This window comes from Pseudomonas brenneri (assembly GCF_007858285.1).
Classification (GTDB): Bacteria; Pseudomonadota; Gammaproteobacteria; order Pseudomonadales; family Pseudomonadaceae; genus Aquipseudomonas; species Aquipseudomonas brenneri.
This window is the reverse complement of the sequence record NZ_VFIL01000001.1, coordinates 358,214-383,719: the sequence shown is the minus strand read 5'-3', so window position 1 is coordinate 383,719 and position 25,506 is coordinate 358,214. Positions and strand designations below refer to the sequence as shown.

Sequence of the window (25,506 nt, the reverse complement as noted above, 5' to 3'; positions counted from 1 at the left end):
CCTGACGAACACTGTTACCAATCCCTCTGGAACATTTTCTTACGTGTGATCCACACAAGACTGTCAGCGATCAGGCGGAGCTTCCCAGTCCCGCGCGTTTCGTTGCTGTACGTGTGTATCACTGCCAGAGACGAAAACCATGATGCCTGTCCATCTGAATACCCGACACACACCTCTTTCCTCTCCCGTCGCGCCCCCGGTTGATGCGCCGCCCGTAGCCCAGGGCAAATCCAGCCTGGCCCTGGTGCAGCAAACACCAGGGCTACCCATCGGTTCGCAACGGGCCGAGGTGCGGGGAAAGCTGGGGGATCTGGACGAAATACTCAGGGTCCTGCGCGAGCTTAACGCCTCGAATACCGCCGCGAACAAAAGCTTGTTCCTCAATAAAGACTCACCACTCATACCGCTGAACGGCTCAACCCAGCCGGGCACTAATCGTCTCGATAACATGCTCAGGTTCTACGGCATTGTGCCATCCGACCCCAAGACCCCAGTGCAACTGCAAGCGGCGATCAATGCCGTGGAAGAGACCCGCAGCGAAATCTCTCTGGGCCTGGATGATGCTTCAAGTGACCTCGATGGGTTGTTGCAGGCTAGCAATGACCAGGCCATCGGCGACTGGGTTGGCGAGCTAGAGGCAAAGTACAAAAAACCTTTGTTGAGCCATTTGACCGAGGGACTCTCCACCCAGGCGCTTGAGAAAGCGCAGGGCACGCCGGCTGGGGTATTGGAACTGATACTCGCGTCACCCAAGGCAGATGAACTTGTGCAACTGTTGCTGAAGAAACTGGGCGGTGCAGAGTTTCCGCTGGACGGGGTCATTGCTCCAGGGGTAAAGGTCAAGTTGTTGATCAAGGCGCTGGGCTTGAGCCTGGACCCGGTACAGACCCGCAAGCCCGGGCAGATTGCCGGTTTCCCGCTGGCGTCGGGTGAACAATGGAATATGAATTACCCGGCCATCGGCAAGGCGTTCAGGCAACATCTTGTCGACTCACAGAAGCTGTCCGCCGCCGAGGCGAATGTGGCGGCCTATATTCTGCGGCCACAATTCCCGGCGGACTTTGCTGTACGTGATATCCCCGCAGAACTGCCTTACCAGGGAACGGCTGTGTGGGTGAACTTCAAGCATGGTGTCAGCCTGGCTGAAGCGATCGAGCCGGGCTCTTCGCGGCGCATGAGTTTCCAGGAACTGGTTGATCTGCCGGGCAAGCTCAGCGAGCAAGCGACCACAGACGAACAGTGGGCGCTCATTGCATCGACCCGCATTCCCGCGACGTTGAATTGGGCCGTGACACAAGGAGTGCTCCCGCAAAAACAAGATTACTCCCAGGAGGAGATCAATAAAGCGGTCGCCGCACTTGATGCGCATGTCGATACGGTGGTGTCGGCAACCCAGCAATTGGCCGCGAATGTGCCAGTGCGCAAGGATTTTTTCGAGCGTATGGAGAGGGGCACTTCACGCACCGAAGTGCTGAGCCTGTTCAGCCCGCTTTTTCTTCTGTATAGGCATCTCAATGGCGAGAAAATCACACCTGCCGAAATCAGCTACCAATACCCTGTCTATGATGACGCCACGTTCAAAACCACGTTCGACAAGTACCTGGGGGATACAAAGTCAGCTTATGGAAAGCTGGTCACCAGCCACTTGTCCCAACTCCCGCTAAAAGACCGCAGGGCCATCGACCAGGGTGACGTCACGGTATATGCACTTAGGACAAGACCCAACTCCGCCAATGAGACAGATGACGAGAGAAGGGCAGCAATCACACGCCCGGCGTTCATTCTCAAGACGGTGCATGAGGGCGAGACAAACTACTACGAAATGAATCCGGTAAAGGGTATTGCCCGGCGTCGTGACGACTTGAAACCGATTCTGGAGACCTATAATCCGGCCGATAAAAGCTACGACAAAGACTTCATTTCGATCGAGCACTCCGATGACGGTGTACCTTCCGAAGAGTTGGTTGTCCGCAACACCCGCGCAGGTAGCAGGGCTGAATTCAAGAAAAAGTGGACGGCTTACAAGTCAGGCAAGGGCCCCAGACCTCCCAATTTTTCTATCGTTGTCCCGCAACAGCTCGCTCACTTTTCATCATCTTCCACTGCGTCTAAAACGACCGTGCCGCAAACCATCACGTCTGAACGGTCTACGGCCATCGCAAAGACCGTTACTGATGATCTGTTCTATGTCGATGAAGACCAATTGAAGGAGTGGGCCGAGTCCGATCCTGAGCGAGAAAGTGCGGCACAGAAAAAAGATGAGACTTTCTGGACGCGCGTCAAAGGTACAGCTCAGATGGTGATTCCGTTTTGGAGCGGCATTGAAAGTCTCGTCAAGGGTGACACCAAGCAGGGTATTTTGGATCTCGTTGCCGATGGGCTGCTAACGTTTGCCGGCCCTGCGGGCAAATTCGCTTCGGGCTCGGTGCGTTTGATTTCTAGCGCAGGCAAGATCGGTGTGCGTGCGCTGTTGCCTAAATTTGGCTCACTGGTCAAAAAATTTGCGGTTTCTTCGCTGCGTAATATCAACCCCCTTGATCCTGTGATGCCTGCACTGAGTAGCGGTGGGAGCAGGCTGTTGAAGTTCGGGGGGACGCATCTGCAGAATGTTCAGGCCGGCATTGCGCAGTTCAAACAGTCCAGCGTGCTGAAATTGCTCGGCCGAGGTCGTTACGATGTCTCCCCGAAAATCGCCCTGACTCCCAGGCCCGTTGCCCAAGGGCAGATATTACGGGTGCCCGAAGGTATTTCCAGTGACCAGGCCCGGGTATTGAACAGGCACAAGTACAGCGATGTGGTGGTCGGCGATGATGTCTATCGCTATAACCCGGCCAAACCCGAAAGCCTGGTCAAACTGGGCGGGCCCGAAGATACAGGGCCATTTGAAGGCTTTGTGATGACCTGTGGCGGCGGGGGGCGGCGGCTTAAGCGTGACCTGAGCGACCTGTGCTACACCAAACAGATCGAGCCTGGTGGAACGTCGGTCTTCCAGGATGCACAGGCACTGGAACATCGACGACTGATTCCGGGGGCCGGGCCAGGGAAAGGGCCACGTACGGTGATTCATGAACATCGACGTTACCGCGTCAATGAAGCGGGGAATCAGGAACTGTTGCCGATGGCAAGCGTGGAACCTGTGACTTACAAGAGTCGTACCACTGGCTCTCAGGTCAACGAGCCGGATTTTGGTTATGACGATTTTGGTGTACCTCGGCCAATCAACCAGGAAACGGTCGTGATCAAAATGGATGCGATCAGCGATTTGAGCAATGACCAGCGTGTTGTCAGAGGTTTTAAGATCAACCACGACAATCGGCAATACGTGGTGGTCGAGGCCGATACCGGTGTTTATTACTACGCCGAACTGAACGGCAACGGCCAGCTCGACTTTCATCGTATGACCCGTAATGACCCGCTGGACGTTCAATTCATCAAGCAGTACGACCAATACAAGGATGTCTACGGCTTTGTGGCGCAAGGTCTTCCAGACAATCCGTTGGTGGTACTGCCCAGTCTTGACAGACTGGTCAAGAAAATCGTCGCTGATGAGCCCATGTCGCCTGCGGAAGTGGACCATCTTGTTAAAGTACTGCAGGGGCTTTCCCCCGAGAAACAGCGCGAAGTCCTGATGGGGGTGTATGCGGCGGGGAGTAATCCTGGACATGTGGTGGTCGCGGCAAAACCGGTGCGGCTCGCGCCGATCAAGAAACAGGCTGACTTTGCCCAACTGCCGACTGAACAGCAGAACCGTTTATATGCAGAGGGGGGCAGGACAGCGGTTGACGAGCAGTTCAAGGCCACAGGCATCAGATCTGCCAATCAGCAGGTCCCTGGTCTTGCGGGGGAGGTCACGCGCAACCAGACTGCGTCGGAAATGGTGGGTTGGCTTTACACACGCACAGGCGCCCCCAACTATTCCGAAATGGTCCTGAAGACTGGGGCCGGCAACTGTGACCAGATGGCCAAGGTGGCCGTTGATACGATCAATGCCAGTGGCGGCAATGCACGGATCGCACAGGTCAAGGGCCATACGTTCGCCGTCGTCGGCGGGCCTCCTGGCCAGCCTCGGAGCAAAGGTTTCGTCGGGCCGGAGTGGGATGAGGCGTGGGTCGTCGACCCTTGGGCCGGCATCACCTGCCGAGCGGCGGATTATCCGGCCCAGTTCAAGGCGCGTATGCAGGAGTGGAGCCTGTCGGGCCGGCGCATCCTGATCAGCGATGGGGCGACGCCACCCAGTTCAGTCTGGAGTGACCCCATGGAACCACGCTGGATAACGGCGACCGTCGGTGGCGAGGCTCAGGTGTTCCAATAGTGCCGGACGCATCGAGTTGGCATGGCTTTCTCGACTGCACTTGAACCTGTGCAGTGCTTGTTCCACGTTAGCAATAGCCGCAAAGGGCTGCCACTGTCAGAACTAACAGGTATGAACCCGTTACAGGAACACAATCTCGTACGGCTCCCGCATCCGCTCCAGCAGTACCGCAGGCATCATCGGCGCCAGGCCGATCAGCGGATCGCCGAGCAACTGGGTGGCGTAGGCATGGGCCGCGTGGCGTTTGCGCGCCACGCTCCAGGTGTCGAGGCGTACCTTGCGCGCGCATTGCCAGGGCATGCGGCCGGCGTCGCGGGCGGGCCAGTGCCAGGCCCAGATCGGTAATTCCAGCAGGCGCGCCCCGGTTAGCGCACAGGCGATGGCAGTGGCGCGGCCAACGGCATCGTGGTCGTCATTGCCATCATTGCGCCAGGTGGTAAACACGGCATCGCCGGGTTGCAGGTAGCGCGCGATAAATTGGCTCAAGAGCTGTTCGCGGCCCGCCAGGGCATTGTCACAAAAGCCACCGCGAATCCACTTCAGGCTGTGCAAGGGCAAGCCGAGGCGGCGCAGGGCCTCGACACTTTCCTGGGGGCGAAACACGCTCAGACGCTGGGCTGACCACTGGTTGGAACCTGGATGGCTGGCACTGCCGTCGGTAACGGAGATCAACTTCAAGGGATAATCCAGGGTGCTGAGCAGTTGCAGCAAGCCGCCGCAGGCCAACACTTCGTCACCTGGATGAGGGGCGACTACCACCACCCGCGAGCCGGGAGGTACCAGTAGGGAAGGGCTGATGGTGGGGATTTGCGCCAATTGTGGCGCACTGTTCCAAATTTGCGCCAACTTGCGGCGACCGTCGTTTAAAGTGGCGGGTTTGATCAATGTCACGTCCTTGTCCTGATGATGCAGGTCGTATCCCGTTGACGGGTCGACTCTCCTTTTTTGTCGCACTGGCGCAAGGCTCGTGCGGCACGCTGGCGTTCCGAATCCTGGATTGCCAAGCTTGAGTATTGTTCATAGCTCGGGATTCGTCGCGCCGTCTGCGGGCAAAATCGTATTTTTTTCAGGGGGCCTGCTGCAACTCGAACAGCAGCAGCGAGCGCCCGGTCACTGCATATTCGTGGTCAAACTCGAAGCGCTCCTGGCCATGCACAGCCGGCTGGTTAGTGTCGACCATGCAGGTCCAGAAACCACCATCCGGCACCTGGGGCAAGCGAAAATTCACCAAGTCATGGTGCGCATTGACTACCAGCAACAGGGTGGCATCGGCTCCTGGCCGGCGAATTCCGGTTTCCTGGGCGCGGCCATCCATCAGCATCCCCAGGCAACGGCCCTGGCTGTCTTGCCACTGTTCAATGCTCATTTCTTTGCCATCGGGGGCCAGCCACGTCACGTCCTTGACCCCGATGTCTTCGTTGTAGTCGCCCACCAGGAAGCGCCCGCGACGCAGGATCGGGTAGGCCAGGCGCAACTTGATCAGGCGCTTGACGAAGGTGAGCAGGGACTTGCCATCTTCATCCAGGTCCCAATTGACCCAGCCGATTTCGCTGTCCTGGCAGTAGGCATTGTTGTTGCCGTGCTGGGTGCGGGCGAACTCGTCACCGGCCACCAGCATTGGCGTGCCCTGGGCCAGCAGCAGGGTGGCGAAGAAATTGCGCATCTGGCGCAGGCGCAACGCGTTGATCGCGGGATCGTCGGTGGGGCCTTCGACGCCATGGTTCCATGACAGGTTGTTGTTGCTGCCGTCCTGGTTGTTTTCGTCGTTGGCTTCGTTGTGCTTGTCGTTGTAGGACACCAGGTCGTGCAGCGTGAAGCCATCGTGGGCAGTGATGAAGTTCACCGAGCTGTAGGGGCGACGCCCGCGCTGGTTGAACATCTCGCCAGAGGCGGTCATACGCCCGGCGAAATCGGCCAGTTGGCCGTCATCGCCTTTCCAGAAGGCGCGCACGGTGTCGCGAAAACGGTCATTCCATTCCACCCAGCCGGGCGGGAAGTTACCCACTTGATAACCGCCGGGGCCCACATCCCAGGGCTCGGCGATCATTTTCACCTGACGCAGCACCGGGTCCTGGCGGCAGGCCACAAGGAAACTGTGACGCTCGTCGAAACCATCGTGATAACGCCCCAGAATCGTCGCCAGGTCAAAGCGAAAACCGTCGACATGCATCTCCGTGGCCCAGTAACGCAGGGAGTCCGTGACCATTTGCAGCACACAAGGATGGCTCAGGTCCAGGGTGTTGCCGGTGCCGGAGTCGTTGATATAGAAGCGCTTGTCGTCGGGCATCAAGCGGTAGTACGAGGCATTGTCGATGCCACGCATGGACAGGGTCGGGCCTTGCTCGTTGCCTTCGGCGGTGTGGTTGTAGACCACATCGAGGATCACCTCCAGCCCGGCTTCGTGCAGGTGCGCGACCATTTCCTTGAACTCGGCGATCTTGCCGCTGGCCAGGTAGCGTGGGTCGGGGGCAAAGAAGGCAATGCTGTTGTAGCCCCAGTAATTGGTCATGCCTTTGTGCAACAGATGCTGGTCATTGACGAAGGCATGGACCGGCAGCAACTCCACCGATGACACGCCCAGGTGGCGAATGTGCTTGAGCACATCGTCGACCATCAAGCCGGCGCAGGTACCGCGTACGGCCTCTGGCACCTGGGGGTGACGCATGCTGATGCCGCGCAGATGGGTCTCGTAGATGATGGTGCGATCCCAGGGCGTACGCACCGGCTGGTCGTTGCCCCAGGTATGGGCCGGGTCGATGACCTTGCATTTGGGCACGAAGGGCGCGCTGTCGCGCTCATCAAAACTCAGGTCGGCATCCGGGTGGCCGATGGTGTAGCCAAACAGCGCTTCGGACCACTTGAGTTCGCCGACCAACTGCTTGGCATAGGGGTCGATCAGCAATTTATGGGGGTTGAAACGATGGCCGTTGGCAGGGTCGTACGCACCGTATACGCGGTAGCCATAGATCAGCCCCGGGTGGGCATCGGGCAAGTAGCCGTGGAAGGTCTCGTCGGTGTATTCCGGCAGTTCGATTCGCTCCAGCTCGACTTCGCCGGTATCGTCGAACAGGCACAGCTCGACCTTGGTGGCATTGGCCGAGAACAGCGCGAAGTTGACCCCCAGACCGTCCCAGGTCGCGCCGAGGGGGAAGGGCAGACCTTCACGAATCCGCGACGGCTCGGTATTGGGTGTCGTGCTCATGGCGTTGCTCCTGCAAGGTTTTTTCAGGCCGAATGAGGCCGTGCTGACATCGGCTCAGGTAAACAGTTGAGCTTTTTGTAGGCGCCGGCTGGCCGGCGTCTACAGGAGAGTGGTCAGCCGGCTGGCTTGCGCGGGGCTCGTGGCTTTTTGGCGACGGCGGTTTTTTCTGCGACCGGTTTTGGCTTGGCCTTGGTCGCTGTCTTGGGCTTGCTGGGGGTCAACGCCTCGGCTTCGGCCAATTTGCGGGCCATTTCCCAATGGCGCGCTTCCTGGCCTTCGGGCTTACCTTCGGACTCCCAGATCTGATACGCAAATTCACGAACGCGCTTGTCTTCGGTGCTCATCGCAATGCTCCTCACAGAAAATTTCAGCTTTCTTGATCGTCAGAATGGATAAAGACATTCACCGGGACATCCCCCAGGGCAGCGCTGACCATTAGCTCCTTGTTGGGTGTGACTGCGCCTGTCTGCAAAAGTCCCTTCCAGTTTTGCAGCGTGGCGTCGAACGGTAATGTGACCCGGGTATCGCCCCAAACCTGCGCATCCACCCGGGGTTGGGCGCTGTTTTCAAGCAGCGCGTGGGCGCAGCGTGGCACCACCACCAACAGCCATTGGCCCTGATACTCACGGCTGAAGGCAACAACCCGTTGGGCATGTCGGCCCAACACCTCCAGCGGTTCATAGCGGCCCCTGGCAAACAGCAGTGGGTGGGCCTTGCGCAGGTTCAACACCTGGGCAATCAGGGCCTGCTTCAAGTGCCCATCACGCCAGCGCTCAAGCAAGGCCTGTGGTTCTGCCGCAAGTGCCCGTTGGCGGGCGCTGAAATCCACTGCTCGCCGGTTGTCCGGGTCCACCAGGCTCAAGTCCCAGAACTCATCGCCCTGGTACAGGTCCGGCACGCCTGGCACGGTGATGCGCAGCAAGGATTGCGCCAGCCCGTTCAAGGCGCCGGCGGGGGCGATGGCCTCGGCTGCGGCGTGGATCGCCGTACGCAAGGCTAAACCGGACGGTTCGAGCAGCAACCGGGAGAGGAAGGCTTCGACACCCTGCTCATAGATCTCGTTGGGTGCGCTCCAACTGCTGTGCAGTTTGGCTTCACGCAGGGCTTTTTGCTGCCACTGCCAGAGGCGCTGTTGATAGTCGCGGGTGTCCTGGAGGTCCAGGGGCCAACTGCCCAGCAGCACCTGATAGAGGATCAGTTCATCGCCTGCCGAAGGCGTGGCCGGGTCATCGCGCAAGGGCACCGCCAGCCTACGCCACTGTTGCACCTGCTCGGCATACCACGGCGCGCACTCACTAAGCACCGCCAAGCGCGCTCGGCTGTCTTCGCCGCGTTTGTGGTCGTGGGTGGCGGTGGCCAGCAAGTTGTCGGGAAAGGTTGCCAGGCGCTGGCGGTTGGCGGCATGGAAGTCGGCCAGGGGCGCGCTGAACTGTTCGGTATTGAAGCCCACATCGTTGCGCGAGAGCAGTACCGCCGAGCGATAGAGGGCGGTGTCTTCCACGGCCTTGGCGGCCGCCGGCGAGGTCAGTTGCTGGAAGCGCACACAGGCATGCTTGAGGATCTTGCGCGGCTGCCCCACTGGGCGATCGCGCCAGGGTTGGCCGCCGAGCCACTGTTGCAGGTAGTCGAGTACCGGCCAGTCGGCTTCGCTCAAGGTCACACGGGCGCCGGCCAGGGCCTGCTGGAACACGGCCTCGTCTGTGGCGCTACGGCCGCAGGCGCTGATATAGGTGCGGTACACCGGGAAGTGCACGACCAGTGCCTGCAAGGCGCGACGGATCGCGCCCAGGGTCAGGTCACGGCTCATCACGTCCGCACGGGCCACTTGTAGCAGGGCCTGGGCCACGCTTTCAAAATCCCCGGCCAGGGAGCCGTTGAGGATTTGCTGGCGGGCCAGCCAGGCTTCTTCGATAAAGGCCGAGGGCCGTTCGCTGGCCTCGCTCCAGAGTTGGGTCAACGCCTCGAAGCCCTGGGGATCATGCTGTAGCAGCGACACCTGGTTCATGAATTCATAGCCGGTAGTGCCATCTACTCGCCAGTCTGTGGGTAGGGTTTCGCCGGCACCGAGGATCTTTTCGACAAAGATCGGCAAGTGCCGGTCTGGCGACAACGCATTCACACGCCGGCGCAACTTGCGGCAGTAGCCACGCGGGTCGGCCAGGCCATCGATATGGTCGATGCGCAGGCCATCCACCAGACCTTCGCGGATCAGCTGGAAAATCTTGCTGTGGGTGGCCTCGAACACCGTGCTTCGCTCCACCCGCAGGCCACCCAGCTCGTTGACGTCGAAAAAACGCCGCCAATTGATGTCATCTGCCGCCGTGCGCCAACTGGCCAGGCGATAGGCTTGCTGTTCCAGTAATTGGTGCAGGCGCGAAAAACCTTCGGGCTCGCGCGTATCAAACCCGCCCAGGGCGTGTTCGATGGCTGCCAGGATCAGTGGGTCGCGAGCCTGCTGCATCAGTTCCTGTTTCAGGCTGGCCGCCAGGGGCCAGGCATCGGCTTGGTAGGCCAGGGCACTGAAGCGATCGGCCAGGTTTTTGAGGGGAGGATGGGCGCGCAGGATATCGCCGTAGTCGCTGGGGCAGATCGGGAAGCGGTGTTCGTAGTGCTCGACAAAAAAACGGCCTTGGGTCGGGTCAAAACGCAGGGGCAGGGTGCCGCTTTGCAAGGCCTCGCCGTAGTCGCTGCCGAGGAAGGGCATCAACAATTGGCCCTTGAGCAGCGGGTCCGGGGAGTGCCACTGGATATCAAAGAATTCGCTGTAGGGGCTCAGGCGCCCCCATTCCAGCAGGTCCAGCCACCAGGGGTTGTCGCTGCCGCCGACGGCCATATGGTTGGACACGATGTCGAGAATCAGGCCCATATCGTGGGCACGCAGGGTTGCCACCAGACGGCGCAGCGCCGGTTCGCCACCCAGTTGCGGGTTGACGGTGGTCGGGTCGACCACGTCGTAGCCATGCATGGAGCCGGCGCGGGCCTTGAGCAGGGGCGAGGCATACAGGTGGCTGATGCCCAGGCTGGCGAAATACGGTACCAGTGGCACCGCATCATCCAGAGTAAAGCCCTGGTGAAATTGCAGGCGCTGGGTGGCCCGTAACGCGATGCTGTTCACCGGTCACGTTCCAGGGCTTGATTGCGCGCCACTGCCAGCAGCTCCAGGCGCCGGGCTGCGTTGTCGTCATCGAGCAGGCAGGCGGCATCCCCCGGCAGGCGCCGCCGCCAATTGGGATGGGTATCGAGGGTGCCGGGCAGGTTGGCTTGCTCCAGGATGCCCAGGGCATCCTCCAGGGGCAGCAACACCAGCGGCGCACGGGTGTGGCCGAGGTAGCGCACGCTGGCATCGAGCACCTGGTCGGTTTCGTTGCGCAGCTCATCGCGAAAGTTCTGCGGGTCCTGGGCCAGGGCCTGGCGCAGTGCCTGGCGTTCACGCTGGCGGTGTTCACTCCAGTGCTCTAGCGTCGGTGTGTCGATCAGCCCCAGTTGCACATTCCAATCGATATCGCGGCTGTGCCACCAACCGTTGAGCGTCGGCAGGTCGTGAGTGCTGGTGGTGGCCAGGGCGTTATCCGGCCAGTCGAGGATCGGTGTGAACCGCCCGCCATGGTCCTGTTCGAACAACAGTACACGCATGCCGAGCATCGCGCGGGCGCTGAGTTTTTCCCGCAGGCCCTCGGGGACTGTGCCCAAGTCTTCGCCCAGTACAATCGCCTGGTGCCGGCTGGATTCCAGGGCCAATAGCCGCAGCAGGTCATCCACCGGGTAATACAGGTACGCACCGTCTTTGGGCGAAGCGTCACGGGGAATCACCCATAGCCGTTGCAGCCCCATCACATGATCGATGCGCAGGCCGCCGGCATGGGCGAAATTGGCCCGCAGCATTTCGATAAACGCCCGAAAGCCATTGCGCTTGAGACCCTCGGGGGAGAACGCGGAGATGCCCCAGCCCTGGCCGGCACGGTTGAGGATATCCGGCGGTGCGCCAACGGTGAGATCGGCCAACAATTCATCCTGGCGACTCCAGGCCTGGCTACCGGCGCCATCGGCGCCCACCGCCAGGTCAGCAATCAGGCCGATGCCCATGCCACTGCCACGCGCAGCGTGTTGCGCGCGCGCAAGGCACCGGGCAATCAGCCATTGGCTGAAGACGTAGAAGCCAATGGCATCGCCTTGCTCGACGGCAAATTGCGCCAGCGCGGCACTGCCAGGATCACGCCAGTCCTCGGGCCACTGGCGCCAGTCGAGGCTTTCACCGTGAGCGGCGCGCTCGGCCTGCACGGCTTCGAAGCGGCAATGGTTTTCCAAGGCCTCGCCACCGGCCTGACGGAAACTCAGGAAGTCAGCCTGCTGCGGGTGTTCGCCCTGCCGAAAATCTTCATACAGGGCACGCAGTAGGCGCTGCTTGGCCTTGGCGGCGGCCGGCCAGTCGATCAGGCTTTGTTGCTCAAGCGCTTGTAGCTCATCAGCCAGTCCGCTGGATTCGATGGCACTGCGCAACGCCCGCTCACCGAGGATGCAACCGGGGGAGGCATACAGGCTATTGAGGAACAGGCGACTGGACGGTGAATAGGGGCTATAGCGCTCGGTATCGGCACTGAACATCGCGTGCAACGGGCTGATTGCCAGGGCATCGACACCTCGTTCTGCGGCAGCGCGGGCCAACTGCTCCAGGGCCTGGGTGTCGCCAAACCCGCCATCGCCGCTGCGGCGCAAGGCATACAACTGGACACTCAGGCCCCAGGCGCGGGCGGGTTGGCTGTCCACCGCCTCGGCGACGCTGAAACACTGATGGGGGGCAACGGCCAGGGTGAAGGACTGGTCGGCGATCTGCACCCGGTGGTAGCCCACGGGCAGGGCGCCGGGCAGGACGGCCTCGGTATCCAGCTCAAGATTGAGGCTACTGCCGTCCTCCAGATGAGCCTGGCACGGCGTGCCGGGGGCGAAGTAAGCGGCCAGGTCCAGGCCGGCGCCCACGTCCACGGTCAACAGCGGCGCCAGATGCCTGTCTTGCTGCTCGCGCTCCAGCTCTTGCAGGCTGGAGGCGATGGCGGCGTCGGTGTCGGCGGGGTGGCCGAGGCCTTGGAGCACGGCGCGCAACGCGTCGGCACTGACATGCTGCGGGCGGCCGTTGGCGTCGATCCAGTCCACCGCCAGGCCCGCACGGCTGGCGAGTATTTCCAGTTGCGCTTCGCTCAAGAGTGCTCTCCAACAGAGGATGGGGTTTTACCCGGCGCCAGGCTGACGCGGGCAGAGAAGGGTGTGAGTAACGCGGGGTCGCTACTGGTGCTGAACAACTCGCTGATGCCTGCCGGGTGCAGCACGGCGGTCGGGCCCAGGTTGAGGTCGATCTGTAATACGCTGCCATTGCCCAGGCGCCAGCGTGCAGACACTGCGCCCTGGCCCAGGACTTGCGCGCCGAGGGCGGTGCTGCCGGGCAAGTGGGGCACGATGTGCTGCTGGCGCAGGCTCAGCAATTGGCGATACAGCGCAGCAGGCGCCTGGCTAAACAGTGGTATGGAGCGGCGAAAGGTCTGCACTGCGTTGGGGTCGGGAATCCGCGCGCGGCACTCGGGATCGCTGAAGGCGGTGAAGTCGGCAAATTCATTGCGTCGGCCTTCGCGCACGGCCTCGGCCAATTCGCCGTGATGGTCGGTAAAAAACAGGAAGGGCTGTTCGGCATTGACTTCATCGCCCATGAACAGCAGCGGGATCATCGGCGACATCAATAACAAAGTGGTCGCCGCCTGCAACGCCTGGGGCGAACACAGTTGGTGCAGGCGCTCGCCGAGGGCGCGGTTGCCGATCTGGTCGTGATTCTGCAAAAACAGCACAAAGGCGCTGGGCGGCAGATGCCCGCTGGGCTCGCCACGCTGGATGCCGTGGCGGGTAGTGTCGCCTTGGTAGACAAACCCTTCGCCCAGGCAGCGGGCCAATTTGGCCGTGGGATCGTCGGCAAAATCGGCGTAGTAGGCGTCGGTCTCGCCGGTCAACAGCACGTGCAGGGCGTTATGCCCGTCATCGTTCCATTGCGCATCGAAGCCCTGCTGCAACAGGCGGGCCTGGTTGAATTCGTTTTCCAGCACCAACCATACGTGGCGGCCTGGATCTACTTGCTCACGTACCCGCTGGGCTAGCTCCTTCAGGAACGCCGGGTCGTTGATGGCATGCACCGCATCCAGGCGCAGGCCGTCGAAACGGTATTCGACAAGCCACATCAGGGCGTTGTCGATAAAGAAGTCACGCACTTGGCGGCGGCGAAAATCGATCCCGGCGCCCCAGGGGGTGTGACTGTCTTCGCGAAAAAAGCCTTTGGCATACTGGCCCAGGTAATTGCCGTCGGGGCCGAAGTGGTTGTAGACCACATCAAGGATCACTGCCAGGCCATGCCCATGGGCACTGTCGATCAGGTGCTTCAACTGATCGGGAGTCCCCAGGGATGCTTGCGGCGCATAGGGCAAGACTGCGTCGTAGCCCCAGTTGCGCTCGCCGGGGCATTGAGCCAGGGGCATCAGCTCAATGGCGGTGACGCCCAGCTCTGCCAGGCGCGGCAGGTGCTGCTCCACAGCGGCATAACCACCGAGTATTCCCACATGCAGCTCGTAGATCACCGCCTCATGCCAAGGCCGGCCTTGCCAGGCGCCGTGACGCCAGGGGTAGGCCAGGGGATCGACCACCACACTGTCGCCATGCACGTCCCCGTGCTGCAGGCGTGACGCCGGGTCCGGCACCTCCTGCTCGCCATCAATGGTGTAGTGATAGCGGGTGCCGGCCGCGCAGCGCACCTGTGCGACAAACCAGCCCTCTGCCTGGGGCTGCATGGGCACTGACTGAGCATTGTGCAGCTCAACGCTGACATAAGACGCATCAGGCGCCCACAGGGCGAAGCGGGTGTGTTGCGCATCCTGCAGGATCGCGCCGTGGGGCCATGTTGCCAGAGTCCGTAACGGCATCTATCCCGACCTCTTTTAGGCTTTCCCCGACTTGCCCAACGCTTTCGCTACCAGTTGTTCATACAGCTCGGCATAGGGTTCTACCGCCTGGCACCAGTTGAATGGCGCAGCCATAGCCCTGCAGCGCATCGCATTGAGCAGGCCGGGGAAGGCAAACACCTTGAAGGCGCGGGCGAGGGCGGCTTCGTAGCTTTGCACGGTGGATTCATCGAACAGGAAACCGGTCACGCCATCTTCAATGGTGTCAGCCAAGCCACCGGTATTACGCGCCACCGGCAGCGAACCGAAGCGCTGGGCGTACATCTGGCTCAGGCCACACGGCTCATAGCGCGAGGGCATCAATAAAAAGTCGCTGCCGGCAAACATGCGGCGGGCGTCGGTTTCGTTAAAGCCGATGCGCACGCCGATGCGACCCGGGAAACGCAGGGCCAGGGCGCGCATGGCCTGTTCTTCTTCCGGTTCGCCACGGCCGATGATCGCAATCTGCCCGCCGTTTTCCACGATAAACGCAGCGACGGCTTCGGTCAGGTCCAGGCCTTTTTGGTACACCAGGCGTGACACCACGGCAAACAGCGGGCCAGTGGACGCATCCAGGCCGAACAACGTGCGGACGTGGCCGGCATTGATGGCCTTGCCTTGCCAGTCGCCGATATTGAAGGGGTGATCCAGGTGCGGGTCAGTGGAGGACTCCCAGCTTTCATCGATGCCATTGGGGATGCCACTGAGCAGGCCTTGCTGGGTCTTGCTGGCGAGGAACCCATCCAGGCCACAGCCGAACTCAGGCGTGGTGATTTCCCGGGCGTAGGTGGCGCTGACTGTAGTGATATGGCTGGAATAGGCCATACCGGCCTTGAGAAACGACATCTTGCCGTAGAACTCCATGCCTTCCTGTTGCAAGGCGTGCTCGGGAATCCCCAGTTCCGGGCACGAGGCCAGGCTGACTACACCCTGGTAGGCCAGGTTATGGATGGTAAACAGCGTGGGTGTGCGTGAACCACGCCAGTGCATGTATGCCGGGGCCAGGCCAGCAGGCCAGTCATGGGCGTGCACCAGGTCCGGGCACCAGTGGATTTGCGCGAGGTTGGCGGCAATATCGGCGGCCGCCAGGCCCAGGCGGGCAAACCGGATATGGTTGTCGGGCCAGTCGCGACCATTGTTGGCGCCATAGGGTGTGCCTTCGCGCTCGTACAGCTCGGGGCAGATCAACACATAGATGACCAGGCCGTCCTTGAGGTCCATGCGCCCGATCTTGCAGGGCGGCAGCGCCGCATGACCACCCAGTTCGCCAATGATATGGATCGGGTTGTCGCTGTCCAGCACCTGTCGGTAGCCCGGAATCAGCACCCGTACATCGTGCAGATGCGCCATGGCGCGGGGCAGGGCCGCGGACACGTCCCCCAGGCCACCGGTTTTCACCAGATCGGCCAGTTCCGAGGTCACAAACAGGACTTTCTTGCGATTGGGGTTTTGAGACGAGACCGGCCGCACCGTGCCGGGAAGGTCAACCAAGCTGGTTGGCCCATCGACCGACTGACTAAAACGCTGTCCCTGAACTCCCGAGGCGGCACTGATCATAATTCTCTCCCATATGTTGGTCAGCTGAGAGCCTGGCGCCCTCAGCGAAAGTCAACCGCGTCCTGCGGTCACGCGCACTAGCACTGCACAGACTGGCAAGGCTTATGCCAATTGCACCGAACTGATAAATAGATTGGATGGGCGGACGTCCGGCGCAAGCCGGTAGCGTGCGTCCTACCTTAAACCTGACCTGCGGCAGAGTTGGAAAGTTTCGATTTATTGCGGGGGCTTTTGTTCTGATCGTGACCCATCGGTCATCAGTCTAGGACAGACCCCAGAGCCTGCAAGGGTTGTCGGAAAGTTTTGTAGGACAATGTTTTTTGTAACGTCACCACCCTGCGGCCGGCTTATCGGCGATGAGGGCCTTGGCATCGGCACATGACTCAAGGTCGCTATCGCCGGCAAGCCGACTCCTACAGGGGGATTGCCTCTTGATGGGGCATTGGGGCTGGGTTGCTCGATAGTAGTGCGAGCTGCTACTTAAAGTGATTTATCAGGATGATATATCCATACAAATCAATTAATTAAGAGATATTTATTAGAATTGACATTAAGTAAGGCTGCGCAAACTCTGCCCCGCCGCCCACGCCTGAATATCCTCAATCATCTGCCCATAGAACTGCCCATAGTTCTGCTCGCTGACATAGCCCACATGGGGCGTAGCCAGTACATTGGGCAAATGGCGAAATGGATGATCTACAGGTAATGGCTCCTGCCCAAACACATCCAGCGCGGCGCCCGCCAAGCGCCCATGGCTGAGCGCGTCGATCAACGCCGCCTCATCGACGATCGGCCCGCGTGCGGTATTGACCAGCCGCGCAGTGGGTTTCATCCAGCCCAGGGCCTGGGCATCCACCAGGCCACGGCTGCGTTCACTGAGCACCAGGTGAATCGACAGCACATCGGCCTGTTCGAACAATTCACGCTTGCTGACCCAGGTCACGCCGGAAGCTGCGGCACGCTCGGCAGTGAGGTTCTCGCTCCAGGCAATCACCCGCATGCCGAACACCTGGCCAAACTGCGCCACCCGCTGACCAATGCTGCCCAGCCCGAGGATGCCCAGGGTCTTGCCATGCAGATCGCCGCCCAACCCTTGCTGCCACTGGCCGGCACGCAAGGAGGCCGCCTCGGCCAGTAGGTTGCGGGTGGACGCCATGACCAAGGCCCAGGTCAGTTCCGGCGCCGCGTGTTTGTAGCTGTCGGTGCCACAGACCTGAATGCCCAGGGCCCTGGCAGCAGCAAGGTCGATAGCAGCATTGCGCATCCCACCGGTGACCAGCAGTTTGAGCCTCGGCAGCCCTTGTAGCAGCGCCTGGTCGAAGACCGTGCGTTCGCGCATCACGCAAACCACCTCAAAACCCTGCAAGCGTTCGATCATCGTGGCGGTGTCGGCAGGGTATTCGTGCAGGAAATGCACCTGGCCGATAGCCTCCAGGGCGGACCAATCCACCGCGCCCCGTGCTACGTCTTGCCAATCATCAATGACTGCGATCTGTACCGACATACACCAATGCCTCGCGTTTAGTGGGATTAGAACGTCTTCAACCCTTGCAACAGCGCCTGGTGAAAGCGCGCGGGCTCTTCCATTTGCGGCGCATGGCCCAGGCCCGGGAACTCCACAAGAGTCGAGCGGGGGATGAGCTTGGCTACCTGTTTGCCCAGTTCGTGGTAGTGGCCGATCCTGGCCTTGACCTCAGGTGGTGCGCTATCGCTGCCAATGGCGGTGATATCAGACGTGCCAATCAGCAGCAAGGTCGGCACCTGCAAATCCTTGAACTCGTAGTACACCGGCTGGGTGAAGATCATGTCGTAAATCAACGCCGAGTTCCACGCCACCTGTTTATGGCCGGGCCCTTTGTTCAGGCCGACGAGCATGTCCACCCAGCGTTCGTACTCGGGCTTCCAGCGCCCGACGTAGTAGGTCTTGCGCTCGTACTCGCGTACGCCTTCGGCGCTCAGTTGCAACTCGCGCGCATACCATTGATCGACCGTGCGATAGGGCACACCCAGGGCTTTCCAGTCTTCCAGGCCGATAGGATTGACCAGTGCCAGTTGTTCGGTTTGTGTGGGGTAGAGCAGGGCATAGCGGGTAGCCAGCATGCCACCAGTGGAATGGCCGAGAAGGGTGGTCTTCTGGATGCCGAGCTTTTGCAGGAGCTGATGGGTGTTGATTGCCAACTGCTGAAAGCTGTACTGATAGTGCTCAGGCTTGGTGGAGGTGCAAAAACCGATCTGGTCCGGGGCGATCACTCGGTAACCGGCCTCGCTCAAGGCCTTGATCGACGCCTCCCAGGTCGCGCCGCAGAAGTTCTTGCCATGCATCAGCACTACGCTGCGACCATTGGCGGGAGCTTTGGCCGGCACGTCCATATAGCCCATTTGCACTGATTGGCCCTGGGACTGGAAATTGAAATGTTCGACCGGATAGGGGTATTGGAAACCTTGCAACTGCGGGCCATAGCTTGGGTCTTGCGTGGCTGCCATGGCAGGAAGAGCGCAAGTGGCCAGCAGACCGGTAAGAAGAAACGAGCGTGTCAGCGGCATGGGAGAGCTCCAGAGAAGAGGCTACCGGATGCTGTGTCGGGCGGATTAAGCGGGAATTAACCTGTTACATCCAATGCAGCGTGAGCATCGCCACCACAGCATAACGGGCCGCCTTGGCGATGCTGACGATCAACACAAAACGCCACAGCGGCTCTTTCATCACTCCGGCCACCAGGGTCAGCGGGTCGCCGATGATCGGCACCCAACTGAGCAGCAGTGACCAATGCCCCCAGCGTCGATAGTGGCCGCGGGACTTTTCCAGCTGCGTTGCACTGACCGGGAACCAGCGCCGGTCCTTGAACAGTTCGACCGAACGTCCCAGCAGCCAGTTGACCAACGAACCCAACACGTTGCCCAGTGTCGCAATGCCGAGCAGCAGCCACAGTGAGTAGCTGCCATTGAGCAGCAGCGCGACCAGCACCGCTTCCGATTGCAGCGGCAACAGCGTGGCCGCGCCAAAGGCGCTGAAAAACAGCCCTGCATACCCTGCAAGCATTGATCAGTGGGCCGGGTAGTCGGCTACCACCACATCTTTGCCTTCGCGGGTCAGGCCAATGACTTGATACGCGTCGCTCATGCCGTCCATCTCCATGCCCGGAGAGCCCATGGGCATGCCCGGTGCCGCGATACCCAACAGGTCGCTGCGCTTGCGCAGGGCCAACACCTGCTCAGCGGGCACGTGGCCTTCGACGAATTTGCCGTCGATCACGGCGGTATGGCAGGACGCCAGGCGAGGAGCCACGCCCAGGCGTTGCTTGACCGCGCTCATATCGGTTTCAACATGGTCGTTGACCTTGAAGCCGTTGGTTTCCAGATGGCTGATCCATTTCTTGCAGCAGCCGCAATTGGCATCGCGGTGTACGTCAATCGGGATCAGTTCGGCCGCCTGGGCCAGGGTGGTCATGAACAGGGCGGACAGCAAAGTCAGGCGCAGGGTGGTTTTCATAGACAGGTCCCATCGGTTACGGAGTGCGCAAAGAGGGCGCATTCTCCGCGCTTTTACGCACTAGGTGAGGTGGTTATGTTTCGAAATTATACGAGCACGCGACAGCCACGGAGCTTAGTGCCTGCAACTGTCAGCAAACTGAGAGAAAGATGACAAATTTGTCAGCTCAGGACGACTCCAGGCGCTGCTTGAGTTGGTCCATGGCCTGGTTCGACAGCTCTACCATGCGCGCTTGCAGCGTGGTGAGCTGTAATTCGGTTTCATAGCTAAGCACACGTTTGAACAGGGTGCCGCTGCCATGGGGCTGGAGCAGGTAGTGAATGCAGCCATCGACGGCCAGGGAGGTGAAAACCGTCTTGAACTCCCGGGGCGGCAAGGCAATCTGCACGCGGTAGCTCATGGGTACGCGCACCCCAAGCAGGTCGATCGTCTCGGTGAAGCGCTGGCCGGCCGGCAGTGAACCGCTGGTGCCGGTGTCCGCGCTCAAGGATGTGGGGTGCCATTCGTGCCAGCGATCCGGCTGGGTCACGTAGTCGTAGACGGTTTCGATGGGGGCTTGGATATAGCGTTCCTGGCTGATTCGTTCGACACGAACCGGGTGTTCAACTGCATTCATGACACACCTCCTGTGTGGCTAGGAACTGTCAGAATAGTCGCACTCCCGCACAACGCACGGGAGTCACCAGGCTTTTTTCGACGCTTTTTCAGCAGCCGCTATAGCTGATAGTTCTTCAGCTCCCGGGCAATCACCATGCGCTGGATCTCGCTGGTCCCCTCATAGATCTGGGTGATCCGTGCATCACGGTAGTAACGCTCCACCGGGTAGTCCTCCAGGTAACCGTAGCCGCCATGGATCTGCATCGCCGATGAACAGACCTTCTCGGCCATTTCCGACGCAAACAGCTTGGCCTGGGAGGCTTCGGACAGACACGGTTTGCCAGCACTGCGCAAACGCGCGGCATGCAGGATCAGCAGGCGCGCGGCATTGAGCCGGGTCTGCATGTCTGCCAGCAGGTTGGCCACGCTCTGGTGTTCGATGATGGCCTTGTCAAACTGCACCCGATCACGGGCGTAGGCCAATGCCGCTTCAAAGGCCGCCCGAGCGATCCCCAGGGCCTGGGCGGCGATGCCGATGCGCCCACCTTCCAGGTTGGACAGGGCGATGGCCAGGCCCTTGCCGCGTTCGCCCAGCAGATTGGCTTCGGGCACGGTGCATTGGCTGAGGGTCACGGCGCAGGTGTCCGAGGCGCGGATGCCCATCTTGTGTTCGGTACGGTCCACGGTAAAGCCTGGGGTGTCGGTGGGCACCAGGAACGCAGAGATTCCTTTCTTGCCCAAGTCCGGGTCGGTCACGGCAAACACTATCGCCAGTTTGGCGCGCTTGCCGTTGCTGACAAACTGTTTGGCGCCGTTGATCACCCACTGGCCATCGCGCAGTTCGGCGCGGGTGCGCAGGTTGTGGGCTTCGGAGCCGGCCTGGGGTTCAGTCAGGCAGAAGCAGCCGATGGCCTGGCCACTGGCGAGTTCGGCCAGCCAGGTCTCTTTCTGCGCGGGTGTGCCGTAGTTGAGGATCGGGCCGCAACCCACTGAATTATGGATACTCATCAGTGCGCCGACCGCACCGTCACCTGCAGAGATTTCCTCGACGGCCAGGGCATAGGCCACGTAGTCCACATAGGTGCCGCCCCATTCTTCCGGCACCACCATGCCCAGCAGGCCCAATTCGCCCATCTTGGCCACGAGGCCATCATCGATCCAGCCGGCTTTTTCCCAGGCCTGGGCGTGGGGAGCGATTTCGCCACGGGCAAAGTCGCGCGCCATGTCGCGAATCATTACTTGTTCTTCTGTAAATTCAATATCTTGCATGGCTTAGTTCCCGTACTTCGCGAAGTCTTGAAAGAAGCTGTCGACGTGGTCCTGATCCAATGTCGCTAACGTTGGCGGGTTCCAGCGCGGGGATTTGTCCTTGTCGATCAGCAGCGCACGCACCCCTTCGATCAGGTCGCCACGGGCGAACCACTGGCGGTCCAGGTGCAACTCCAGGGCAAAGCAGTTTTCCAGTGCCAGGTGCCGCCCGCGTCGCAGCATCTGCAGGGTGACGGCCATGGCCAATGGGGAACGGGTCTGCATCAGTTGCGCTGTACTCACAGCCCATTCATGGCTGTCGGCGACGGTCACTTGCTGCAGTTGCTCAACAATGCTTGGCACGTCCGGCAGGGCAAAGAAGTGGTCGATGGCCGGGCGTAGGGCCGCCAACGGTGCATCCGGCAATTGTTGTACCGCGAGCTTGGCCAGCAGGCCTTGCAGGTCCTTGAGTGGCGAGTCGTGCCATTGCAGGTGGTCGAGCTTCTGGTCCAGCTCCGCCAGCCTGGCGCTGTCCAGGTACCAGTCGGCGAGCCCGCAATACAGGGCGTCGGCGGCGCGGATCTGCACCCCGGTCACGCCCAGGTAAATCCCCAGCTCGCCGGGAATGCGCGGCAGGAAGTAGCTGCCGCCCACATCGGGGAAGTAACCGATGGCCACTTCCGGCATGGCCAGGCGACTGCGTTCGGTCACCACCCGCAGGTCGGCCCCCTGGACCAGGCCCATGCCACCGCCCAGGACAAAGCCGTCCATCAGCGCGAGGACCGGCTTGCGGTAGTGATGAATGGCCAGGTCGAGGGCGTACTCTTCAACGAAGAAGTCTTCATGCAGCGTGTCGCCGCTCTTGAAGCTGTCGTACAGCGAGCGGATATCGCCCCCGGCGCAGAAGGCCTTTTCACCGGCGCCGCGCAAGACCACGGCGTGCACTTGGGCATCATCGGCCCAGGCGCGCAAATGCGTAGAGAGGCTGCGGACCATGTCCAGGGTGATGGCATTGAGGCCGGCGGGGCGGTTGAGGGTCAGGTGGCCGATGTGGTTGCGTACTTCGGCCAGGACACTGTTCTGGGGGGACTCGGTGCTTGTCGCCTGGGACTGAGCCTGAGCAGTCATCTGTAACTCCCTGCTTTTATTGTTCTTTATCAAAATGTTCGCGGGCGAACCATCTCCGGATCGTACCAGTGCAAATTTGCCCAGTACAAGCCGGAATCGTGCAGGTCATCTTTGCATTTATGCAGGGGGTATTCGATAAAAAACCAGGGCAGGCGCGTCTAGACCCGGCTGGCCAGGACCTGGCCAATGCTGCGGCGGCGGGCATGGTCTTCGGCAATATGGATCAGTTCCTCCAATTCGCTGGGGGTAACGTCGAAAAACTGCTCCATTTGTGCCAATGCCTGTTCCAGGTCTGCAGCGGTGATTTTTGCGTCCACCTGCGGCGACAGTAATGGCACCACGACTGGGGTTTCAGTGGGGCCCTTGGGGTAGCGGGTACGGGTCAGGTTGTTGTAGGCCAAGGCCGAGAGCAGCAAGGTGCCGGCTCCCAGCATCACCGGGCCGACTTCCTGCCAGCCCAGGGCGATGGTGGCCGGGTCCGCCAGGACCAGGGTCATGGCCAGGCCTCCCGAAGGCGGGTGCAGGCAACGCAGCCAGCACATCAGGATCAAGGCCATACCCGCCGCGAGACAGGCGCTGCCCAGGGTCCGGCCCAAGACACGGGCCACCAGCAAAGCCACCACACAGGCGCACAGGTAGCTGCCGATGATCGACCACGGCTGGGCGAGGGCACCCGATGACACCGCAAACAACAACACGGCGGAGGCCCCCAACGGGCCCAGCAGGTGCATGGCCACTTCCAGGCCATACACCTGGGCACACAGCCATACGGTAAACAGGGTGCCCAGGGCCATGCCGATGGCGGCACGGCTCCATTCGGCGGGGCGGGTATTGATGGCAGCGGGGAACCAGCGAGCAAGCATTGCGGGGCAGTCCAATCGGAAAAAAGGGAGAGGGCAAAAAAAGGGCTTTGCGGTTACCCGCAAAGCCCTTCGAAAGTTCCAACATTTGGGGGAGGAACCGGCGCAGTGTGCCGATCAAAAACTATCGCCGCCAATGCATATTAATGCAGGTTAAGTGCAGTAATTTTGCATCAATACTGTTCATGCCTTGAGCTGGCCTTGCCCAACACCCGTTCGTGGTTCTCTGAATTGATCAGCGACTTCTGCACGCTTTCGCGCAGCTGTGGATCGCTGGCCAATGGCCCTTTGAGCGCGACAAGGGCATCGCGCAATTCCATCAGCCGATCGAGAGGGAACACCGGGATATAGCCGACGTGTACAGGCTCGATAGCAGGGACAACAGGCAATTGCTCATCAGGCACGGCAGCGATCCTCGGAGGCGGGCGGTAACTATGTAATGCAAATGTGAGGCGAGTTTACCGTTGGGGTCATAGGGCCGGTAAGGGAGCCGGTACCGGCATTTACGGATACAAACGTAGGAGCTTTCTTGATAGTTCGTGCTCAGGGTCCAGCCCCGTTCAGGTGCAGGAGCACATAGGTGTTTTTATCGAACTGCCCGGTCAATACCGGTGCCAATGCGCGCCAGCGTGGCTCGTCGAGACGGGTGAAATCTGCCTTGTCCATCACCAGCCACGCCGGTCCATGGATCAAGGCCAGGTCGGCAGGTGCCTGGGTGAACAGCGGAACCCGGTCACACTCAACGTTGACCATGAACTTGATAGCCTTGGCGTCTTTACCCAGGCCATGCAACACCAACGGCGCTGGCTGTTGCCGGATCAGCGCATGAGCCTCACGGCTAAATGTACGAGTGTCATACAGGCTGCGCTCCAGGGGCTCGACCACCAGGATATAGCTGCTCCACACCGCCAGCACCGCGCCAAACGCTGGGCCTACGGGGTGCAAGCGCCACTTGGCAAGCATTCCGATGATAAAGACCTGCAAGCCGATCAACAGGCCCAGCAGGCCCTGGAAATGCTCCAACTGCGCCCCGAAGCGATGGCGCGCCACCAGCAACGCGCCGATCAACAAGCCCGGGGTTACCGTCCATAATCCCAGCATCAGGCCCCGCAGCCCCTTGAACAGATGCCCATCGGGCCTATGGAACGGGTACGCGGCGATGATCGCCACCATGGGCATCATCGGCAACACATAGCGGGCTTTCTTTGCCTCGGGGATCGACAGCCCCAGCATCACGATCAAACCTGCGGCGATGCACGCCAGCAACAACGGCCACCCGCCATCGCCAGTGTGTCGTCCATTGAGCAGCACCGCCAGCAGCGCGAGCAATGCCAACGGGTACGCCAGGGCGTAGTTGCCCACGGAACTGGTGAAGTAATACCACACGCTGCTGGAGCCTTCGCGACCGTCCATACGCCCGAGGAACTGCATGCGGATCACGTCTTGCAGGAAGGTTTCGCCACCACTGAGCTTGGCCAGCAACAGCAGCAGGCCGACGCACGCTGCCAGCAATGCCAGGGCCAGCAGGCCGACACTGAACAACGGGCGCCACTGGCGGTTGAGCAGGTAATAGCTGCACAACACACCAGTAGGGATCACCAGGCCGATGGGCCCGCGAATCGCAAAGCCGAGCAATAACAGGAGCAATACCCAGGGCAGGCGCCGGGGGCTGGAGAAATGATCGTGGGCATAGCCCAGATAGAACACCGCCAGAGTCACCGCCGCCAGCATCTGGTCCAGGGATACCGAGCGGGTTTCGCTGATAAACGTGCTGCTGAGCAACAACAGCGCGATGCTCAGCAGCGCCCAGCGCCGGGAGTAGGGCGCGGTCAGGCGATAGACCAGGGCGACGATGGCCGCCGAAGCGATGGCTGTGGGCAGCCAGGCACTGAAGCTGGTGACGCGCCCCAGAGGCAGCGACAACAGCCAGGTCAACAGGGTCGAGGTGGACAGATAATCGGCATACGGCTGACCATAGGTGGTGGGGAAAAATCCCGGCCCGTGGCGCAGCATTTCCTGGGCGAACAGCACAAAGCGCGAATCGAAGCCGATAATTGCCTGATCCCAATTACCAGCGATAAACAGCAGCAGCGCCAGCAAACCGATGCCCCAGGACTGGCGGCGCAGGAGCCTCTTGTCCACGC

The 25,506-nt window shown here is 60.9% G+C and carries 18 protein-coding genes; 1 reads left to right on the top strand and 17 read right to left on the bottom strand.

The features are described from left to right. Nucleotides 1–139: 139 nt before the first annotated feature. On the top strand, nucleotides 140–4,312 hold the full coding sequence (locus FJD34_RS01740; protein WP_090291124.1) for a hypothetical protein: 4,173 nt from the start codon (nucleotides 140–142) through the stop codon (nucleotides 4,310–4,312). Nucleotides 4,313–4,432: 120 nt separating this feature from the next. Here the strand turns inward: FJD34_RS01740 and FJD34_RS01735 are convergent, their stop codons facing one another. The 17 genes from FJD34_RS01735 to FJD34_RS01655 form a co-directional block, all read right to left on the bottom strand. Next, a complete protein-coding gene (locus FJD34_RS01735; RefSeq protein WP_032860704.1) occupies nucleotides 4,433–5,194 on the bottom strand; it encodes a PIG-L deacetylase family protein in 762 nt (253 codons plus the stop codon). A 184-nt stretch (nucleotides 5,195–5,378) separates the two neighbouring features. Then, nucleotides 5,379–7,514 (bottom strand): glycogen debranching protein GlgX, encoded by a 2,136-nt coding sequence (gene glgX / locus FJD34_RS01730; protein ID WP_065943011.1) that lies wholly within the window; start codon nucleotides 7,512–7,514, stop codon nucleotides 5,379–5,381. Between the two features lie 113 nt (nucleotides 7,515–7,627). Next, a complete protein-coding gene (locus tag FJD34_RS01725) occupies nucleotides 7,628–7,858 on the bottom strand; it encodes a DUF2934 domain-containing protein (RefSeq protein ID WP_090291125.1) in 231 nt (76 codons plus the stop codon). 23 nt (nucleotides 7,859–7,881) lie between these two features. Then, entirely contained in the window at nucleotides 7,882–10,629 is a 2,748-nt protein-coding gene (locus tag FJD34_RS01720) for a malto-oligosyltrehalose synthase (RefSeq protein ID WP_090291126.1), read from the bottom strand. After that, nucleotides 10,626–12,710 (bottom strand): 4-alpha-glucanotransferase, encoded by a 2,085-nt coding sequence (gene malQ, locus FJD34_RS01715; RefSeq protein ID WP_090291127.1) that lies wholly within the window; start codon nucleotides 12,708–12,710, stop codon nucleotides 10,626–10,628. The genes FJD34_RS01720 and malQ overlap by 4 nt, the downstream gene beginning before the upstream one ends. Further along, nucleotides 12,707–14,464, bottom strand: coding sequence for a malto-oligosyltrehalose trehalohydrolase (gene treZ, locus FJD34_RS01710; RefSeq protein WP_090291128.1), 1,758 nt, complete (start codon nucleotides 14,462–14,464; stop codon nucleotides 12,707–12,709). Before treZ ends, malQ begins: the two co-directional genes overlap by 4 nt. A 15-nt stretch (nucleotides 14,465–14,479) precedes the next feature. Next, nucleotides 14,480–16,039, bottom strand: coding sequence for a glycogen synthase GlgA (gene glgA, locus FJD34_RS01705; protein ID WP_032860353.1), 1,560 nt, complete (start codon nucleotides 16,037–16,039; stop codon nucleotides 14,480–14,482). Between the two features lie 550 nt (nucleotides 16,040–16,589). Then, nucleotides 16,590–17,543 (bottom strand): D-2-hydroxyacid dehydrogenase family protein, encoded by a 954-nt coding sequence (locus tag FJD34_RS01700; RefSeq protein WP_090291129.1) that lies wholly within the window; start codon nucleotides 17,541–17,543, stop codon nucleotides 16,590–16,592. Between the two features lie 26 nt (nucleotides 17,544–17,569). Beyond that, entirely contained in the window at nucleotides 17,570–18,583 is a 1,014-nt protein-coding gene (locus FJD34_RS01695; RefSeq protein WP_090291130.1) for an alpha/beta fold hydrolase, read from the bottom strand. 64 nt (nucleotides 18,584–18,647) lie between these two features. Continuing rightward, nucleotides 18,648–19,079, bottom strand: coding sequence for a YqaA family protein (locus FJD34_RS01690; RefSeq protein WP_032860348.1), 432 nt, complete (start codon nucleotides 19,077–19,079; stop codon nucleotides 18,648–18,650). A gap of 3 nt (nucleotides 19,080–19,082) precedes the next feature. Further along, a complete protein-coding gene (locus FJD34_RS01685; protein WP_032860347.1) occupies nucleotides 19,083–19,529 on the bottom strand; it encodes a DUF411 domain-containing protein in 447 nt (148 codons plus the stop codon). 166 nt (nucleotides 19,530–19,695) lie between these two features. Next, nucleotides 19,696–20,145 (bottom strand): SRPBCC family protein, encoded by a 450-nt coding sequence (locus FJD34_RS01680; protein WP_032860346.1) that lies wholly within the window; start codon nucleotides 20,143–20,145, stop codon nucleotides 19,696–19,698. A 98-nt stretch (nucleotides 20,146–20,243) separates the two neighbouring features. Then, the gene (locus FJD34_RS01675; RefSeq protein WP_032860344.1) at nucleotides 20,244–21,395 is read right to left on the bottom strand and encodes an acyl-CoA dehydrogenase family protein; all 1,152 of its coding nucleotides are present in this window, start codon (nucleotides 21,393–21,395) and stop codon (nucleotides 20,244–20,246) included. A 3-nt stretch (nucleotides 21,396–21,398) separates the two neighbouring features. Further along, nucleotides 21,399–22,502: an enoyl-CoA hydratase/isomerase family protein gene (locus tag FJD34_RS01670; RefSeq protein ID WP_090291131.1), complete on the bottom strand. Its 1,104-nt coding sequence runs from the start codon at nucleotides 22,500–22,502 to the stop codon at nucleotides 21,399–21,401. Between the two features lie 158 nt (nucleotides 22,503–22,660). Further along, complete coding sequence (locus tag FJD34_RS01665) at nucleotides 22,661–23,365, bottom strand: HPP family protein (protein WP_090291132.1); 705 nt, start codon at nucleotides 23,363–23,365, stop codon at nucleotides 22,661–22,663. A 170-nt stretch (nucleotides 23,366–23,535) separates the two neighbouring features. Next, nucleotides 23,536–23,703, bottom strand: a complete 168-nt coding sequence (locus FJD34_RS28015) for a type VI secretion system contractile sheath small subunit (protein WP_223232684.1) — start codon at nucleotides 23,701–23,703, stop codon at nucleotides 23,536–23,538. 202 nt (nucleotides 23,704–23,905) lie between these two features. Continuing rightward, nucleotides 23,906–25,504 (bottom strand): ArnT family glycosyltransferase, encoded by a 1,599-nt coding sequence (locus FJD34_RS01655; protein WP_090291133.1) that lies wholly within the window; start codon nucleotides 25,502–25,504, stop codon nucleotides 23,906–23,908. Nucleotides 25,505–25,506 lie beyond the last annotated feature (2 nt).